This window comes from Lacrimispora sp., assembly GCF_032078915.1.
Classification (GTDB): domain Bacteria; phylum Bacillota; class Clostridia; order Lachnospirales; family Lachnospiraceae; genus Lacrimispora.
The window spans coordinates 1-19,320 of the sequence record NZ_DAMAUN010000102.1 but is presented as its reverse complement, the minus strand read 5'-3'; the positions used below and the strand labels follow the sequence as shown (position 1 = coordinate 19,320).

16 protein-coding genes are annotated in these 19,320 nt (G+C 42.8%); 14 read left to right on the top strand and 2 right to left on the bottom strand.

The window, feature by feature from the left end:
* Nucleotides 1-79 precede the first annotated feature (79 nt).
* Entirely contained in the window at nt 80-1,351 is a 1,272-nt protein-coding gene (locus RT269_RS25975; RefSeq protein WP_313187020.1) for a M20/M25/M40 family metallo-hydrolase, read from the bottom strand.
* Nucleotides 1,348-3,267, bottom strand: coding sequence for a PfkB family carbohydrate kinase (locus tag RT269_RS25970; RefSeq protein WP_313187019.1), 1,920 nt, complete (start codon nt 3,265-3,267; stop codon nt 1,348-1,350). Before RT269_RS25970 ends, RT269_RS25975 begins: the two co-directional genes overlap by 4 nt.
* A 251-nt stretch (nt 3,268-3,518) precedes the next feature.
* Between RT269_RS25970 and RT269_RS25965 the strand changes: the two genes are divergently transcribed.
* The 14 genes from RT269_RS25965 to ascB all read left to right on the top strand — a co-directional run bounded on the left by RT269_RS25965 (nt 3,519) and on the right by ascB (nt 19,044).
* Nucleotides 3,519-4,454 carry a nucleoside hydrolase gene (locus RT269_RS25965; protein WP_313187017.1) on the top strand — a complete coding sequence of 312 codons (936 nt, stop codon included), beginning with the start codon at nt 3,519-3,521 and terminating at the stop codon, nt 4,452-4,454.
* Nucleotides 4,451-5,830 (top strand): MATE family efflux transporter, encoded by a 1,380-nt coding sequence (locus RT269_RS25960; RefSeq protein WP_313187015.1) that lies wholly within the window; start codon nt 4,451-4,453, stop codon nt 5,828-5,830. Before RT269_RS25965 ends, RT269_RS25960 begins: the two co-directional genes overlap by 4 nt.
* A gap of 40 nt (nt 5,831-5,870) precedes the next feature.
* A complete protein-coding gene (locus RT269_RS25955; protein ID WP_313187014.1) occupies nt 5,871-7,025 on the top strand; it encodes a BMP family ABC transporter substrate-binding protein in 1,155 nt (384 codons plus the stop codon).
* Nucleotides 7,026-7,091: 66 nt separating this feature from the next.
* Nucleotides 7,092-8,642, top strand: coding sequence for an ABC transporter ATP-binding protein (locus tag RT269_RS25950; RefSeq protein WP_313187012.1), 1,551 nt, complete (start codon nt 7,092-7,094; stop codon nt 8,640-8,642).
* Nucleotides 8,639-9,784 (top strand): ABC transporter permease, encoded by a 1,146-nt coding sequence (locus RT269_RS25945; protein WP_025230977.1) that lies wholly within the window; start codon nt 8,639-8,641, stop codon nt 9,782-9,784. The genes RT269_RS25950 and RT269_RS25945 overlap by 4 nt, the downstream gene beginning before the upstream one ends.
* Nucleotides 9,785-9,803: 19 nt before the next feature.
* Nucleotides 9,804-10,748, top strand: coding sequence for an ABC transporter permease (locus tag RT269_RS25940; protein WP_313187011.1), 945 nt, complete (start codon nt 9,804-9,806; stop codon nt 10,746-10,748).
* A gap of 3 nt (nt 10,749-10,751) precedes the next feature.
* Nucleotides 10,752-11,720: a nucleoside hydrolase gene (locus RT269_RS25935; protein WP_313187009.1), complete on the top strand. Its 969-nt coding sequence runs from the start codon at nt 10,752-10,754 to the stop codon at nt 11,718-11,720.
* A gap of 1 nt (nt 11,721) precedes the next feature.
* Complete coding sequence (locus RT269_RS25930; RefSeq protein ID WP_313187007.1) at nt 11,722-12,633, top strand: ribokinase; 912 nt, start codon at nt 11,722-11,724, stop codon at nt 12,631-12,633.
* A gap of 4 nt (nt 12,634-12,637) precedes the next feature.
* On the top strand, nt 12,638-13,369 hold the full coding sequence (gene deoD / locus RT269_RS25925; protein WP_313187005.1) for a purine-nucleoside phosphorylase: 732 nt from the start codon (nt 12,638-12,640) through the stop codon (nt 13,367-13,369).
* 471 nt (nt 13,370-13,840) lie between these two features.
* Nucleotides 13,841-14,680 carry a GNAT family N-acetyltransferase gene (locus RT269_RS25920; protein ID WP_313187004.1) on the top strand — a complete coding sequence of 280 codons (840 nt, stop codon included), beginning with the start codon at nt 13,841-13,843 and terminating at the stop codon, nt 14,678-14,680.
* A gap of 24 nt (nt 14,681-14,704) precedes the next feature.
* Nucleotides 14,705-15,088, top strand: coding sequence for a hypothetical protein (locus tag RT269_RS25915; protein WP_313187002.1), 384 nt, complete (start codon nt 14,705-14,707; stop codon nt 15,086-15,088).
* A gap of 199 nt (nt 15,089-15,287) precedes the next feature.
* Nucleotides 15,288-16,037 (top strand): MurR/RpiR family transcriptional regulator, encoded by a 750-nt coding sequence (locus RT269_RS25910; RefSeq protein WP_313187000.1) that lies wholly within the window; start codon nt 15,288-15,290, stop codon nt 16,035-16,037.
* Nucleotides 16,038-16,205: 168 nt separating this feature from the next.
* On the top strand, nt 16,206-17,612 hold the full coding sequence (gene ascF / locus RT269_RS25905; protein WP_313186998.1) for a PTS cellobiose/arbutin/salicin transporter subunit IIBC: 1,407 nt from the start codon (nt 16,206-16,208) through the stop codon (nt 17,610-17,612).
* 1 nt (nt 17,613) lies between these two features.
* Nucleotides 17,614-19,044: a 6-phospho-beta-glucosidase gene (gene ascB, locus RT269_RS25900; RefSeq protein ID WP_313186996.1), complete on the top strand. Its 1,431-nt coding sequence runs from the start codon at nt 17,614-17,616 to the stop codon at nt 19,042-19,044.
* Nucleotides 19,045-19,320 lie beyond the last annotated feature (276 nt).

The following is a 19,320-nucleotide window of genomic DNA, read 5'->3' as shown; positions in this document are numbered from 1 at the left end:
GGTTGCTTGGTGAATCCCCATATCTTGTATGAAAAAATCATTTTGCGACAGCCCCTTTAAATTATAGAAAAAGTCTTTTTTAAATCCCCAGCCAGTCCGTTAAGTATGCATTTTTACGAATGTCGTAATCATCATATTTTATCTGCAGTTCTTTCTTGGTCAACAGATCATAAATAGTTCCTAAAACCACTTTAACCACATTTGTGTAGACATTTTCTTCGTCGTGAATCGTAAAATTGGCACTGTGGATCTGTCCCTCAATACCGGAAAATCCGAATTGCACGGATGGGATAAGGTAACTCAAATCGCCGATGTCACCAGAGGCCCCGGAAACTGGATTTTTAAGAACCTGCTCGGACGGGCAAACATTGAGCATATTCTGGAAAACAACTTTAAGCAGCGGCTCAGACTGTTGAAGCGGCATATATCCGGTCTGATTTTCAATCGAACTTTTCAGCTTTAGTGCAAGGGCACAATGATTGGCACAGCTATCTAGTGACTGACAGGCTTCAAGAAGGCTGCTGAGCGAATTGGCCCGTATATAGGTCTCTAAAACAGCCTGGTCCGGGACGGTGTTGACACTGCCGCTGCATGCTGTGATTACCGGAGCAATATGAATTCCTTTTTCTGGTGGAAACTGTTCCTTTAAAAAAGATAATGCATTAATAAATAACGCGGCTCCATGCATGGCATTGCGCCCCTGGTGTGCCAATGCACCGGAATGTGCTGCCTGTCCAGTAAAAATAATTCGCTTTTTTGTAAAACCAGTAAGGCTGCTGCCGATATCAAAGAGGGTATGCACTTCGCTATTAACATGAGCTGATAAAACACAGTCAAGGTCATCGAAGAAACCATCTGCAATCAGGTTCTGCTTTCCTGAAAAAAAACGTACTTTTCCTGCCTGGACAAGGGCTTCCCGATAATCAAGATCAATAAATTCTTCGGCCGGGGCGGCGATAAAAGTAACGCTGCCCCCGGTTTCATCCAGAAGTCCGCTTTCTTTTATCAGCTTCATGGAAAAAGCCATATCGGCAACTTGGATGCTGTGGCCGCAGGCGTGAATCGCTTGCTTTTTATCACCGTTGCCGGCATAAACGGCATCCATATCAGCGACCAGGGCAATATGATAACCGGAGCCATTTCTTTCTCCAATATCTGCGCGGACACCGGTCAGAGATTGATTGCCCTGACAGGAAATTCCGTTTTTTTGAAAAAATGACAGGAGATGGGCAGAGGTCTTTTCTTCCCGGAATCCGACTTCGGGACAGGCAAAAAGTGTCCGGCCCAGCTCTTTTAGTTCTTGTTTTTGTTTTTCTAAGGAATCGGTCAGCGTCTGTTTTTTTATTTTCATGTAATATCCTCCCTATTTCCAAACTGAATAATGTCGGGGTCCGCTTTTTTTATATAAGCTTCCAACGAATTGCGGTCGATCAGTGCAGGTATGACGCCTTGTCTGGCAACGCTGAAAGCGGCAGCATAGGTTGCTATTCGGGCAGCGTGTTCAATCGGATACCCATCAGTTAAGTAAGCTGCCAACGCACCAATGAAAGCGTCAGCGGCTCCAGTGGTATCGATCGTTGAAAAATGAACCGCAGGCAGGTAGCCGGTAAAAGTCGGATCTTTGATATAGCATCCTGAATGTCCCAGGGTAATAATAACGGATTTTGCACCATGCCTGATAAATGCTTCTGCTTTTCCTTCAATTGTGGTTTCTTCCGGGCATAACAGCTCTGCTTCTGTCTTATTCGGCACAAAGATATCTATGTACTTCATTAATGACGGATGCAACCGCTTCATTACAGCTGGTTTCAGAATAGTTTTCACACCGCATTCGTGAGCTAGATGGGCGGCTGCTTCAACGGAATTTTCCGGGATTTCCGTTTGTAATAAGCAATAGCTGGTATTTTGGAATAGGTCCTTATGCATCAGGATTTCTTCCGGGCACAGGGTTTCATTGGCACCGTTTAAAATTGTAATCGTGCTTTCCCCGTTGTCCTGAAGGTGGATATACGCTTTGCCGGTCTCGGCCTGGGGGTCGCGTAGAATTCCCTGAGTGTTTACATGGTTTTCTTCTATGATCGAATAAACGAGAGCTGAGTCGTAATCATTACCTACTTTTCCAATCAGGGACACTTGATGTCCCAGCCTGGCGACAGCAACGGCCTGATTGGCACCTTTTCCGCCGGGGCTGGTAAAGCTTGTATTTGTGCTGGTAACCTGGCCCGGCTGTGGCAGTTCGGTTACATTCAGGATTACATCTATGTTAATGCTTCCGACTACAACAATCTGCTTGGTCTGGGAAAAATAAGGAACATCCAGGCTGTGTGTGTTCTCTAACGGATAGGCGGTTTGGAAATTTTCGGTGTGGAACTGCCTCTTTTCGCATTTTTCAATGAGGCGTTCACAAACAAAAGAACCAAATTCATAATTAGGAATACGGATACTGGATATTTTCGAAGGCTGGGTAATCCCCCGTAAATCATCCCTTAAGCTGATTAGAGAAAGGTTATATGGCATCTGCAGCCTTTTTTTTTCTAAATCTTCAACCAGCAATTGAGCAGAAGTAAAATGGGTACTGATAATGCCGGTCAGTAAATGTGCAAAGATCTGATTGTGCCAGTCATCGTTTTCCTCTGGAAGAATCATGTTATCCCGAAAAGGAATCCCATGTTCGAGAAGGCATTTTTTGAAACCTTCAAGGGCTAATTTTGAACGGATACTGCCACGTCTGATCAGGCAGCCTACTTTTGTATGACCATAAGAAAGGAGGAGTTTGGTCGCTTCATAGCTGATTTGGGAAAAATCAATAAAATAATGATTCGAGTCAAATGGGGCATTAATGCGGCAGACTTCAATTCTATATTTTTTAAAATATTGTTCGTGCTCTTTGCTTTCGTTATTCACCGGTTCCCAGATTACGCCGTCTACCTGACTTTTACATAGTGTAGTGATGTTTTTTAGTTCGGTTTCCAGTGACCCCAGACTGTCATAGACCAGAAGTCCATAGCCGTTTTTTTGAGCAACAGCAATAGCGCCATTCAAAAACAGGCTCGATCTGGTAAAGGAATTAAGTAATACTCCCAATACAAAAGTCTTGGCCTCGGAAACAAGTTTGACACTGGCATAAGGCGTATAGTTATACTCTTTTACAATCTCGAGAACGCGCTTCCGGGTTTTGGGATTAATGCTGTCATCCTTACCGTTTACGATTTTTGATACGGTTGATATAGATACACCCGCTAATTGGGCAATTTCTTTGATCGTCATGAGAACTCTCCATTTCGTCGTTATAAATGAATTATGATACAGAAAGATATATTTGTCAACGACGAAGATAAGGGAAGATGTAAAAAAGTACATAATAAATAGTTTTACTAAAGTGTATTTTTATTAAAAATATATAATTATAATTGACAAATAGAAAAAAAGTGATATTATTTAATAAAATAAACACTTTCGGAAAGTGTTATCCTGTTGAATTAGTTCAAAGGCATAAGAAGAAAGCGAGGTTGACGGCAATGGCAAAGAGAACATTTATTATTGACTGTGATACGGGTACTGATGATGCAATTGCGATTATAGCTGCTTTATACAGCCCAGAGATTGAACTGGCTGCTATTACTTCGGTAAATGGAAATGTACCGCACCAGTACACCTCACAGAATAATCTGAATCTGATGGAGTATCTTAATGCTGATATTATGGTTGCCCGGGGAGCTGAGAAGCCCCTGTTTCAAAGAGCACCGTACTATGGTGACACTCACGGCCAGACAGGGCTTGGTGATATTGTACTGCCAACTGCCGTGGCTAGTGATTTTGCAAAAGAAAATGCAATTGAGGTGATCCGTCGGAAAGCAGATGAACTGAAAGGTGAGTTGGAACTGCTTGTCATTGGTCCGATGACCAATATTGCTATTGCTCTTTCACTTTATCCGGACATTGCAGAAAAGATCAAGCACATCTGGTTCATGGGTGGGGCGGTAAAAGGCGGAAATGTTTCCACCACGTCTGAATTTAATATCTGGGTGGATCCGGTAGCGGCCAGGCTGGTTTTAGCATCCGGGATTCCTTGCACTATGGTCGGTCTGGATGTGACGTTACTGGCAATTATGAATCAACAAGATGCAGAAATTTTAAGAAGTATAGGAACGAAAGCTGGGGTGCTGACAGCCGATATTCTGGATTATATGTTTGCACGGCATGAAAAAGGCGGTGAGGATGCGGTGATGCACGATGCCCTGGCCCTGGCGGCGGCGTTGTGTCCGCAATGTCTGGTATGTAATGATTACTTTGTCGATGTTGAGTGTATGGATTCTTATGCGGTGGGACATACGGCAGTAGATTTGAGAAATAAACTAGGCCGGAAGCCCAATGTGAAAGTAGCAATGGATATCCATGTCGATTTATTTAAGGAGTGGTTGATTGGCTGCATTAGCAACAGCCGTGAACTATGAGTTTAGTAAAAAGAAAAAATTTTCCAATTATTAGGGAGGGCCAGTTTTATTCTAAGATCCTAATGTTAGCGGTGCCCATCATTCTGCAACAATTTTTACGGGTTAGTGTCGATACGGCAGACAGCATTATGCTGGGACGAATTGATCAGTTACAAATGTCAGCAGTTTCCCAGGCACAGCAGATATTTTTTGTTTTTTATACTTTATGCAACGGCTTTTCAGCCGGATGCTGCGTACTGATTGCTCAATATTGGGGGCGCCAGGGCAAGGAAGAGATAAGGATCCTATTTGCCACAGGTATTCGGGCAGTTGCTGTTTTCGGAACAGCGATTTCACTACTGGTACTGACATTTCCACAGATATTTATGCGGATTTACAGCAGTGACCCTTCTATCATCGAACTGGGGACTTCTTATCTGCGGATCGCGGCATTCATGTATCTTCCGTGTGGCATGAGTACAATGATGTTTGCTTGTTGCCGGGGAATTGAACAGGTTAAGATATCATTTATTGCCAATGTGATTTCATATCCGATAAATATTTTGCTGGATTATTTTCTGATCTTTGGTAAGTTCGGATTTCCATGTATGGGGATTCAGGGGGCGGCCCTGGGAGCAGTGATCGCCAGATTGGTGGAATTTACTATCCTGGTAGTATTTGTCTTTAAAAGGGAAAAAAGAATTCAGATGAAAGTAAGAGATTTGCTGAAAACGGACAAACGGTTAAGCCGGAATTTTTACCTTATTGGTATTCCGATTGTTGTCCATGAGCTGATCTGGTCAACGGGAACGACAGCGGGAAGTGCTATCACCGGGCAGATGAATATCAGTGTAGTCGGCGGATATAATATTGCAAATACATTCTACCAATTGGTTGCCTGTGTTATGAATGGAATTCTGCAAGCCTGCAGTGTTGTGATCGGTAAAGCGATCGGTTCAGGTCTAAAGAAGACGGAGATTAAAAAGCAGGCATACAGTGTTCTGGTTCTTGGATTTGTGGGAGGAACGATACTGGGGATGATAATGATTCTGTTTGGGATACCGTTTACAAAGCTTTACCGGCTGACTGATGAGACCCGGACTTATGCCATACAATTTATTGCGATTCTGGCACTGATCTGGCCGTTTTCCGGTGTCGAGATGACCGGAATCATTGCCACTCTGCGGGCCGGGGGAGACGGGAAGACTGGGCTGGTAACAGATATCTTTACGATGTGGCTGATTACCATACCGCTTGCATCATTAGGCGCTTTTGTTTTCGGCTGGCCGGCGGCAGTGGTGATTGGAATCATTAAATTTAATATTGTATTAGAAGCATTGGTGGGAGTTTGGCGGATTCGATCGATGAAATGGATTCGTAACCTGACGTCGTGCTGAAAATAAAACAAGAAATCAAACAAAAAAGAGGAGGTTTTATATGAAAAAAGGTGTAAAGAAAGTAATCGCGGTCATGATAGCCACGGCAATGGCGGCAGGTCTTACAGCTTGTGGTTCGGGAGGAACAACAAAATCATCAAGTGCAGTTGATACCGGAAGCCAGGAAACGAAAACCGAAAGTGGGGCTCCGGCTGCCAAAGACGGCGAAAAGGGGCGGATTGCTTATATTGTAGGAAATCTGGGGGATAAGTCTTTTAACGATTCCGGTGAAGAGGGAATGAAAATACTGCGTTCGGAAGGTTGGGATTGTAAGACGGTTGAAGCCGGCGATGAGACAAAAGCGGATAAATGGGAAGATGCCATGCTGGATACCATTGACGAAGGCTATGAATATATTGTGGCATCCTCTACATATCGTGATATTTTGATCCGCTTGGCGAAGGAATACCCAGAGGTTAAGTTTGTATGTTTTGATGATTCCATGGATGAATCTGAGATACCGGAAAACATGGCTCTGATTTTCTACGCCCAGAATGAGGGTTCTTACATGGTAGGTCAGCTGGCGGCCGGCATGTCTGAATCAAAAGTTGTGGCAGTTAATGTGGGAATGGATAATCCGGTTATTGCTGACTTTGTCACCGGCTTTGTAAATGGTGTTCAGGATTACGATCCGGAGTGCAAAGTTGTTAAGGCAACCGTTGGTTCCTGGACGGATCCGGCCAAGATGAAAGAACTTTGTCTTTCTCAGGCAAGAGATAAAAAAGCTGATGTATTCTATCAGGTGGCAGGCGGAGCCGGCGGCGGTTTGTTTGAAGCTTGTAAAGAACTGAACACCTGGGCAATTGGTGTGGATTCCGATCAGTATCAGTATTATAAAAATTCAGAGAATCCGGAACTTGCAGATGTAATTTTAACTTCCATGCTGAAAAATGTCGGTGATTCTTTTGTATCATTTTTCCATGATGTTGAGGCTGGAAAAGATGTATGGAAGAAAGTAAACCGTCTGGGCCTGGCGGAAAGCTCCGTTGGATATGTTGATAATGATTTCTTCAAAGAAACCGTTCCGGAAGAAGTGCGTCAGAATATGAAAGAAGCACAGTCTAAGATCGTCAGCGGCGAAAAGTCAGTTAAATCTTACTATGATTTTGCGGATGAGGCCGAGTATCAGGCAATGCTTGACAGTGTAGCACCTTAACAGAACAAAGCGTAAACTGCCGGGATTTTTTACAGAAATTTCGGCAGTTTGCCGTAGGAGGAAGATATGTCTGGTGAAGTTTTGAGAATGGAGAACATTACTAAGATTTACAGTAATGGATTTGTCGCCAATAAGGACATTACCTTTTGGCTGAATGAAGGAGAGATTCTGGCTCTGGTAGGGGAAAACGGAGCTGGAAAAACGACGTTGATGAAAGTTCTCTTCGGGTTAGAAAATGCCCAGTCCGGACGTGTTCTGGTACAAGAGCAGGAGGTTCAGATTCAAAATACACTGGATGCCATTGATAAAGGCATAGGGATGGTACATCAGCATTTTATGCTGGTACCGTCACTGACGGTTGCGGAGAATGTGGCTTTGGGAATTGAACCGATGAAAAAGGGAACGTTTGATTATAACAAAGCAGTGGAGATGACCGGAGAAGTAGCAGAAAAGTATAATTTTAATATTGATCCCAAGATGAAAGTGATGGACCTTTCGGTTGGTCAGATGCAGAAAGTTGAGATCATGAAAGTATTGATTCGTGGAGCGAAAATTATCATTTTGGATGAACCTACGGCGGTTCTGACGCCTCAGGAAACAGAGGAATTGTTTGAACAGTTGATTCTGCTTAAAAAGAGCGGCCATTCGATTATCTTTATCTCACACAAGCTGGAAGAGGTAAAACGAATCTGCAGCCGTGTTACAGTCCTGCGCCATGGTTTTTGCCTGGGCAGTTATGAACTGGAGGATATGAGTGAAGCCGATATCTCAAGATTGATGGTTGGACGGGATGTCATACTTAGGATTGATAAAGAACAGCCGAAGCCCGGAGATGTCGTTGTGCATATCAAAAATCTGATCAAGATCAACGAAATGGGAAAGACCGTACTAGATGGTGTCTCTCTTGATATTCGTGCGGGTGAAGTCGTAGGCATTGCCGGAGTAGAAGGAAATGGCCAGAGCGAACTTTCTGATGTATTATCAGGACTTGGTATCTTCTCTTCCGGTGAAGTATCCATTAACGGAACCAGCATATCAGGAAAAACCGTTCACCAGATCCGGCAGTTGGGGCTGGCATTTATTCCGGAAGACAGAATGGATCTTGGCTGTGCCGGAGATATGTCGATTCGGGATAATATCATATCGGATCGCTATTTTCAGCCGCAGTACCGGAAGGGTCCGTTTATTAACCGAAAATATATTGACCAGATTGTTGATCAGTGTATTAAAGATTTTGAAATAGCCTGTGATGATAGAAACCAGCCGGTACGGATGCTTTCCGGTGGTAATATCCAGAAGGTGGTGGTGGCCAGAGAGTTTACTTCTGGCAGCAATTTTATTCTGGCCAATCAGCCGACCAGGGGAATTGACGTTGGTGCAGCGGAAATGATTCGTAAGACAATTGTCCGTAAATCAAGGGAAGAAAAGACGGCTTCCCTGCTGATCTCAGCCGATTTGAATGAAGTACTGGAGTGTTCTGACAGGCTGCTGGTTATGCGGAAAGGGAAGATTGTAGCAGCGTTTAAGCAGGCGAATCTCGTTTCGGAAGACGAATTGGGAGAATATATGCTGGGTATTAAGACAATGACAGCAAAAGAAATGGAGGATGTGCTATGAGCAAAACAAGGCGAATAGAAACAACAGTCGAATTGGTACGCATCCTTGTTGCTATCGGCATTGCTTATGGAATTGCACTCGTTACACTGTTTGCCATCAGTGATGATCCGGTCTACGTTATCAGGCAATTTGTATTAGGCCCGTTTTCTTCCGTGCGGAGAGTCGGAAGCATAATTAATCTGGCCATTCCGTTTACATTTACCGGATTGTGTTTTTGTTTTGTGTATGCAGTAAATAAGTTTAATCTCTCTGGTGAAGGCATTTTTATGTTTTCAGGGTGTATCGTTTCTCTGACTGCTATTTCATTAGGCGGAGCGGGCTTGCCGACACCAGTTATGCTTTTGATCCTGCTGGCTGTTGGTGCGATCGTCGGGTTCTTAGTTTCCCTGATTCCGGCATGGTTGGATGTTAAGTTCAAGGCCAATATTGTGGTGGTCTCCCTGATGCTTAACAGCATTTTGGCATTTTTATCGATCTGGGTGCTGAAGTATTTTATGCGGGATCCGTCAATTGGTTCGCTGGGATCCTATATGATTCCAGAGTCGGCAAAGCTTCCCATGATCTTTGGAAAGTTCCGGGTTCAGTCAGGATTCTTTGTGGCTTTGATCGCTGTGGCTTTCGTTGGCGTTTTATTCTATAAGACCATTTTTGGATATAAGATGCGGGTTGTGGGAAGTAATCCGAACTTTGCCAAGGCAAGCGGTATCAACATGAACGGTACGATTATTCTGGCTCAATTAGTTGGCGGCATTTTTGCCGGTATGGGCGGTACGTGTGAGATCCTGGGCAATTATGATCGTTACAAATGGGTCGTTAGCACCCAGCATGGTTTTGATGGTCTGATGGTTGCCGTTCTGGCCAGAAAGAATCCGATTCTGGTTCCGGTAGCGGCGGTTCTGCTGGCATATATACGGATCGGTGCTGATGTTGTAAACTCCAAAGGTGATATTCCGATTGAGTTCATTACTGTTATCCAGGGGATCGTTATTCTTCTGGTAGCAGCTGAAGAATTCATGGGAAGATATAAGAAAAAATTGATCTATAAAGCGGCCCAGAAAGACATGAAAATGGACCGGGAAAGAGAAGCAAAGGAAATTTTGGCAGAAAATGCAGCTGAAGCCGGAAAGGAGAGCGTGGAGTAAGATCCATGCAGGAACGCATATGTTTACAATAGAATGGTTTGCAAATTTTGGGTTTTCAGTACTGCGTTTGTCAACACCGCTGATTTTTGTAGCTTTGGCAGCGGTCATTAACCGGAAAGCCGGAATGCTTAACATGGCACTGGAAGGAATGATGCTTTCGGCAGCGCTGGCAGGTGTAATTTTTGCCGGTTTTTCCGGGAGTGTTTGGATCGGCTTGTTTGGAGCGGTTATCTTTGGTGTGCTTTCCGGCGGGGTACTGGCAGTATCCAATCTGTCCGGTAAGACAGATCTTTATCTGACCTGTATAGCGTTTAACCTGGTTGCCGGCGGCGGCACAGTATTTGTCATGTATTTATTGACTGGAGAAAAGGCGGCTACATCGGCGGCGATTAAGGCTTATACGATTCCCTCGGTGGTAATACCGCTAATTGATAAGATTCCGTTTTTAGGGCAGGTACTGTCGGGACATAACCTGCTTACTTATCTGGCATTCCTCGGCATCTACCTGGTATGGTTTTTTCTGTATCGGACCCGGCTGGGACTCAGGATGCGGGCAGTAGGGGAAAACCCGCAGGCAGCAGCATCGGTGGGAATTAATGTAAAAAAGATTGGTTATGTATCATTTCTGGTTTCGGGAGTGCTTTGCGGTTTTGCAGGAGCATTCATGTCTATGGGATGGGTTAGTTTCTTTATGAAGAATATGACAAACGGCAGGGGATATATCGGTTTGTCAGCCATGAATATTGCTGGTAGTAATCCGATCGGAACCGCGGTAGCAGCAATTTTCTTTGGCTTTTCTGATGCCCTGGCTACTACGCTGAAAAGTCAGGGAACTAATTTTCCAACGGAGTTTATTGAAATGATTCCTTATGCAGCAACTATATTTGCCCTTGTATTGATTAATATGATTCGGATCAATCAGAAGAAGCGGATCGAAAAAGGATTGAAGAGAGAAGGTGCATAAACGATGGAAACGAGTAAGAAAGTATGGATTGACTGTGATCCGGGAATTGATGACAGTTTTGCACTGCTGCTGGCAATGAAGCATCTTTCTGTTGTCGGGATCTCGGCGGTTGGGGGAAATACCGGACTTGATCATACATTTCGTAATGCCAGATATGTGACGGAGCTGGCGGGATATGGAGATATTCCAGTTTATGCCGGCTACGATATGCCGATGTATGCAAAACCTGAACGGGCAGAAAATATTCATGGCAACAGTGGGTTGGGGAATATCATGGTTCCGAGTCTGAAAGAAGCGCAGAGAAAAGAACATGCGGTGGATGCTCTGATTGATGCTTTTCGTAATGAGATAGACATGACGCTGGTGACGTTAGGACCATTGACTAATGTAGCACAGGCGTTATTAAAGGAGCCAGAGTTAAAACATAAGATTCCGGAAATTATCTCCATGGGGGGCTCGGTTACAACTGGAAATTATAATGCCTGTGCAGAATTTAATATAGTTGTAGACCCGGAAGCAGCAAAAATTGTTTTTGAATCCGGAATTCCGATCCGGATGGTTGGGCTTAACCTGTGCCGTCAGAATTCCATGACCATAGATGAGGTGGAACAGCTTAAGGCATTGCCGGGGCTGGTAGCGTCAGCGGCAGCAGATTTACTGGAATATTCGGTAAACCAGGGGCGGCAATCGCAGCTGTGTGATGCTTGTGCGATAGCCTGGTTGATCGATCCGGCGATTATTACCTGTGCACTGCCAATGCATGTAGATGTGGAGACAAAGGGAGAGTTTACAAGAGGAATGACTGTTTGCGATTACCGTGATTATATAGGTATGGCGCCAAAGGAGGATATCGGCAGAGAAGTTTTCTATCCAGTAGACAGCAGTGAAAAGAATGTGCTTGCTGCAATGGAGTTTGATAAGATTCGTTTTAAAGAATTGCTGATCCAAACCATAAAAAGCTACGAGGTATAATATGAAACTATTAAATTTTGGCTCTATGAACATTGATTATGTATATAAAGTAGAACACTTTGTGCGCAAAGGAGAGACCATATCATCAGAATATTTAAATGTGTTCAGCGGCGGGAAGGGGTTAAATCAGTCTATTGCCCTGGCCAGAGCGGGGGAAGAAGTATATCATGCCGGAGCTATCGGAAATGAGGGCGAATTTTTGCTGGAGGTCCTTAATCGGGCAGGAGTGGATACCGGCTGTATTACAGTCCAGGGTGAAGTGCAGACCGGCCATGCTATCATTCAGAATGACAGTGAAGGGGATAACTGCATCATTCTTTTTGGCGGAGCGAACCAAAGGATTAGTGAAGAACAGGTTGAACAGGTTCTGTCTGGTTTTTGTGCTGGGGATTTTGTTGTTCTGCAAAATGAGATCAGTGAACTGGGATATATCATCAGCAGGGCACATGAAAAAGGTATGACGATTGTCTTGAATCCTTCTCCAATGGATCACAAGGTTTTAGAATTACCGTTAAACCTGGTAAATTACTTTCTGGTGAACGAGGTGGAAGCAGCATCTTTAGCAGAAACCTCGGGCGAAGGTGATGAAGAAGTGCTGGTAAAGTTGGCGACGAAATTTCCTGATGCCAAAATAGTCATGACACTTGGGGAAAAAGGATCTTTTTACTGGGATGGACGGCAGATTTACCGCCAGGAGGCGGTAAGGGCGGAAGCGGTTGATACAACGGCGGCAGGAGATACATATACAGGATATTTTATCTCGGGAATCATGAGAGATGAAAAGATTGAGGATGTTTTGCATCGGGCGTCGGTTGCCTCGGCCATTGCAGTAACAAGGCTGGGGGCTGCATCATCAATTCCGGAACGTAAAGAAGTAGAAGAAATGCTAAAAAACAAAAGGGAAGGAAGATAAAAGGATGAATGAAAATAATGCTATGACACACACACCAACTCCTCATATTGATGCAAGACCGGGTGATATTGCAGAATCAATTCTGCTTCCAGGAGATCCGCTGCGGGCGAAGTTTATTGCTGATAATTTTCTGGAAGATGTAACACAGTTTAATAATACAAGAGGAATGCTTGGATATACCGGTTACTTTAAGGGTAAACGGATATCAGTAATGGGAACGGGAATGGGCTGTCCGTCAATAGGGATCTATTCTTATGAGCTGATTCATTATTACGGCGTGAAGAATTTAATCCGGATCGGTACTGCTGGATCGATGCAGCCGCAAGTGAAACTGCGGGATGTAATCATTGCCATCGGCAGTTGTACGGAGACGAACTATCTGGCGACATACCAGTTGCCGGGAGATTTTTCCTGTACAGCAAGTTACAAATTGCTGCGTCAGGCAGTACAGTGCGCGGAAGAGATGGATCTGCCGTATCATGTCGGCAATATTCTGTGCACAGATGCATTTTATAAACCGAATTTGCCCAAAACAGGTGTATCATGGGCAGATATGGGGGTTCTGGCGTGTGAGATGGAGTCTACTGCTCTTTATGCCAACGCGGCTTATGGAAAAGCAAATGCATTGTGTATATTAACGATTTCAGATTCGCCATTTGAAGAGGAAGAAATCTCTGCTGAAGGCAGGCAGAATTCTTTTACCAGGATGATGGAACTGGCACTTTCTATTATTTAATGAAGTAGGAAATATCCGAGAAGAATCCACAAAATCATGATATTATAATGATTTTGTGGATTCTTTGGTATTCTATTGGTTTTCCAGTGATAAATGTTATTATGAGGATATCATTAAGTTTATTTCATGAAATAATTAAGTGTATAATTATTTGAAAATACATTATTGTAATATGGCATTATGATCAATATAGTAAATAATTGCTAATTAGTAAAATATTATGATATAGTAATAATGAAAAACTCAATATATGAAAATTAAAAGCTATAGAGAAGAACATAGAGGTTCCAGCACTAGATATGGAATAAATACTTATCAGCAATATCCTATAGCCTTACAGTGAGAATATACGCAAAGTATATTATAGAAGAACTTATAGTCATAAGTGAAATCAATGAACGGTATTTTAATATAGCCGTAGGGAATGAATCGTGAACCTTATAGATTTTGCTACAATTTAGGAGACAAAATATGGAGAACAATGCAAAAGTAATTCAGGCTATAGAAGAATACTGTTTAAGGCATCCAAGTGCATATGAGGCAAGGCCATTTGGGGAATACCCAATCTGCTATAAGGTCATGGGAAAGATCTTTGCGCAATTTAATCCTGAAGAAAAGTTTTACAGGATAACGTTAAAATGTGTGCCGGATAAGGCAAATCTTTACCGGCAGCTTTATCCGGGGATTGTAGTACGCGGATATCACTGCCCGCCGGTTCAGCAGCCTTATTGGAATACCATTGATCTGGATGCTTTCTTCGATCTGGACATGTTGTTTCAGATGATTGATGAAGCATATGATGCTGTAATAAATAAGTTCAGCAAAAAGGCAAAAGCGGAGCTGCTAAATCTTTCTGAATTGGGGTTTAAGGATACGGATGGGGAAGATCAGGATTTTGCAATGCTTTGCAATCGATTGGACAGCACTCTTGATGAAATCGTTGGGGGTAAATTTCAAAGAAGTCAGTATGAACAATATAATCAAAGAGATTGTATCCATGACGTGATTGTGGCATATCGGGAAGGGAAACCGATTGGATGCGGTTCCTTTAAAATGTATGATGAAGATCATGCAGAGTTAAAACGGATTTATGTAGAACCATCGTATCGAAATATGGGATTGGGTGCAGAAGTGGTTCGGAGATTAGAGGCAAAGGCAAAGATCAAAGGTTATCGGTGGTGTATTTTAGAGACTGGTAAACCGTTAGAAGCAGCCTGTTATATGTACAAAAAGGCAGGATACAAAATTATGCCCAACTATGGGCAGTACGCGGATATGCCGGATTCGGTATGTATGGAACGAAAAATCTGATGGGTATTTTGGGGGATTTCTTCTATGGAGAAGTATGAGCTTGGTTTGAATAAAAAGTCTTTTTCCTTATTTTATAATGGCGGAGAAGTTTGGTGCGAACATTTGGATTCCCTTTATGGTGAAAAGGAATTGTTAAAGCAGAAATTTAAACGGGATCTGATAGAAATCAGCAGACCGTCTACGAGTTCCTTTATCGTAGTTGTTCTTGATGATTCGGACATCGACAGAGAAATTTTAGAATGGATCGTTGATCGTTTTGTTATGTTAAAGAAGCCGCTGCGTAAAGTAGTATTTGTTGGTTTGGATTTAAAAATGAAAAACTATATTAAAAAGAAAAAGACAGACATTAAATTTATGGTGACTTGCATAGATGATTTGGAAAAAGCAAAAGAGTGGCTTATTTCGTAAAGATAAGAGCAAACCCAGAAATTATTGCAACTACCCATTATGCAAAGGGATGGTCGGCGGTGACCAACAATTCTATTGGGATCTGGGATTTTTGACAGAAGCTGAAAACGAAGTATGGAAATGGGAAAAGAAGTTTTAGAGGATAGACAAAGAAATGAAATAGGACAGGCAAGAGTATTACGTAGAAGGGAGAACAGGGATGTTTCGTGTGGAGCAGGTTAAGTCACTGAATGATCTGGAAATGGAAGTATATCAGTATGTGACGAAAAACTATGATAAAGTGAAGTACATGAGAATTCGGGAATTGGCTCAGGAAGCCCATGTTTCCACTTCTACGGTACTGCGCTTTTGTAAGAAAATGGATTGTAACGGCTATGCAGAGTTTAAGGTAAAGTTAAAGCAGCATTTTGATAAGGGAAAAGGAGTGTCTGCTACGGACGATGTGACGGAAGTCATTGACTTTTTAAAGAAAACAACTTCGGAAGAATTTGAGAAAAAGCTGGATATGCTGACGGAAGTGATTGTCCGTGCAAACCGTATTATTTTTGTAGGCAGCGGCATGTCCGGGATCGTGGCAAAATATGGGGCAAGGTATTTTTCCAGTATGGGAAAGTTTTGTCTTTATATTGACGAACCTCATTATCCCACGGAGAGCAGATTTTTTGAAAATGCCCTGGTCATTGTATTTTCGGTTTCTGGAGAGTCGAATGATACCATTGGTCATGTGATCCGTTTTAAGGAACAAAATTGCCAGATTTTCAGTGTGACCAATACGGAAAATTGTACTGTGGCGAAGTTATCGGACTATAACATTGCTTATTATGTGACGTATACGCGGCTAAAGGTGTATGATATTACCACTCAAATGCCTGCGATCAGCATTGTGGAACGGCTGGGGAAGAAGCTGTACCGGTATACTTCCGAAGAAATGGATCATAATTCAAATTAGGAAAGTTGTGAATTTATAAAACATACTGTTACGTATAAAAAACAAGTGAGAATCAACGTCACTTGTTTTTTTGCGCCTTAGAACTAATGACAAGAAACTTGATAAACAGTATAATCACAATCAGCTAAAACTATGCGAATTCATTAATTTATAAGAGAGGAAAGAAAAATGGCAAGAGATTATGCGGTTGTATCAAAAGCTATTGTGGAAAATATTGGGGGAATCGATAATATTTCCAGCCTTACCCATTGTATGACTCGTTTAAGATTTGTCTTAAAGGATGAAAGCAAGGCAAATGAAGCGGCGGTCAAAGCCATTGACGGCGTTATGGGAGTTGTAAAGCAGGGAGGGCAGTTTCAGGTTATTATTGGAAATCATGTTGGAACTGCTTATCAGGAGATTTTAAAGCTAGGCGATTTTGGAGAAGAAAGTAAAGTTGCAAGGGGAGAGAAGAAAGAGCCTTTGACCCTTAAGAAAATCGGAAATAACATTTTAGACGCCATCGTTGGAACCATGTCTCCATTAATTCCGGCAATTATCGGCGGCTCCATGGTAAAGTTGTTAGTTATGTTATTGGCTATGGCAAATATATTGCCTGCTGACAGTGACACTTACAAGATCATTAATTCCATAGGTGACGGCGCCTTTTATTTCCTGCCTGTAATGGTGGCAGCTTCTGCTTCTAAGAAATTTAAAACAAATATGTATCTGGCCATTGCTATTGCGGGAACTTTGCTTCACCCGGACTTTCGCGGGCTGATGGAGGCGGTAACGGTCGGAGAAACAGCGGCCCATTTCCTGGGAGTCCCCATCGCGTCTGTAAAATACACTTATACAGTAATTCCTGCAATCTGCATGACCTGGATTTTATCTTATATTGAGCGGGGCGTTGACAGAATTACACCTGCCGTAACGAAAAACTTCTTAAAGCCAATGTTGATTTTATTAATTGCGGCTCCTATTGCGATTTTAATCATTGGACCTGCAGGGATTTTAGTTGGTACATCAATTTCTAAATTTGTATTCTTTGTACAGGCAAAACTTGGATTCCTGGCAGTTGGTATTATGGGAGCAATTTGGCCTTTGCTGGTTATTACAGGTATGCACAGGGTATTTACTCCTACGATTCTGCAGACGATCTCTGATACGGGAATGGAAGGAACCGTTATGCCGTCTGAAATAGGCGCGAACCTTTCCCTGGGCGGAGTTTCATTAGCAGTAGCTTTAAAAACTAAAAACAGAGAACTTCGTCAAACTGCCCTTGCAGCAGCGTCTTCGGCTTTGATTGCAGGAACTACGGAACCAGCTCTTTATGGTGTTGCCGTTCGTTTAAAACGTCCTTTGATTGCTTCTTTGATCACAGGATTTGTTTGCGGCTGTTTGGCTGGAATTGGAGGGCTTGCCAGCCGTTCCATGGTCTCACCCAGTGTTTTGACCGGAGTGCAGTTTATTGACCCCGAACACCCGGGAACCAGCATTGCATGGATCGCAGGTATTACAATTTTGTCGATTGTATTATCGTTTGTACTGACTTTGGTAATTGGTTTTGAGGATATACCGGAAGAGGAGGAATAAATTGAGCGATTTTCAATTTCCTGAAGATTTCCTTTGGGGAGGAGCCATTTCCGCCAATCAGGCGGAAGGCGCCTTCCGTGAAGGAGGCCGGGGATTAAGTAATATTGACGTACTTCCTCATGGTGTACGAAGATTAGAAGTAAAAACAGGGAATGTTCCCCAACCCGAATTGCAGAAAGAAGAATATTACCCCAGCCATGAGGGAATTGATTTTTATCATTGTTATAAAGAAGATATTGCTTTAATAGCGGAAATGGGCTTTAGAGTATTCCGTACTTCTATTTCATGGTCACGGCTTTTTCCTGTTGGAGACGAAGAAAAGCCTAATCAGACGGGAATTGATTTTTACCGAAGTGTGTTTTTGGAGTGTAAAAAGTATGGTATTGAGCCCTTAGTGACATTATGCCATTTTGATGCTCCCATGGGACTGGTGGAAAGATACGGTTCCTGGAGAAACAGAAAAGTGATTGATTTTTTCCTGCGTTATGCGGAAACCTGTTTTAAAGAATTTTCAGGGTTAGTAAAATATTGGCTGACTTTTAACGAGATTAATATTATTTTACACAGTCCTTTTTCCGGAGCGGGAATTGCGTTCCAGGAAGGGGAAAATAAAGCTCAGACTACCTATCAGGCAGCACATCATATTTTGGTTGCCAGCGCTTTGGCTACTAAGCTGGCCCATGAATACGATCCGGGCAATCAGGTGGGCTGTATGCTTGCAGGCGGCAGCTTTTACCCTTATTCCTGTAATCCTGAGGATGTTTGGGAGTCTGTGAAAAAAGAGCAGGAAAATTTATTCTTCATTGATGTACAGGTGCGGGGGGCTTATCCCTCTTATGCCCGTAAGCTCTTTCGTGATAAGGGAGTCTGTCTTATTATGGAAGATGGAGATTTGGAGATTTTAAAAAATACAGTGGATTTCGTTTCCTTCAGCTATTATGCCAGCCGCTGCGTAGCTGCAGATATGAATGATAAAACAGCTAATGAGGGCAATATTATCCGTTCTGTGAAAAATCCTTATTTACAAACAAGTGGGTGGGGCTGGAGCATTGACCCGCTGGGACTTAGAATCACCATGAACCAGTTGTATGACCGTTATCAGAAACCTCTGTTTATCGTTGAAAATGGTTTGGGTGCAAAGGACGAAATCGAGCAGGATGGAAGGATACAGGACGATTACCGCATTGATTACTTAAGAAGCCATATTCAGGCAATGAAAGAAGCCATGGAGGATGGTGTGGAGCTAATGGGGTACACGGTCTGGAGTTGTATTGACATTGTTTCTGCTTCTACCGGAGAGATGAGCAAACGATATGGCTTTATTTATGTGGATCGGGCAGACGACGGAAGCGGGACGCTGCGGCGGAGAAAAAAGAAATCCTTTGATTGGTATAAAAAAGTAATTGAAAGTAACGGAAATGATATAGACTGACGGATAAAAAGCTGTTGAGTGCAGATGAGGCTAATGGTGTGAATGGTGTATAATTTACGCTTATACCTTTTGCCAGGAAGCAAAAACTTAATTTATGAGGAAATGCGGACAGCGTAAGAAAGTTATAGAAAATTTGAAAAACCGGGATAATTTTTTCGGCTGCATTTGCGGCCGGAACGAGAGCTCCGAGATAAAAAGGACTTCACATGAGAGTGTGGAGTCCTCAGACTGTAGACAAAACGGAGTTAGGATGCAAATCCTAACTCCATTTTTCTG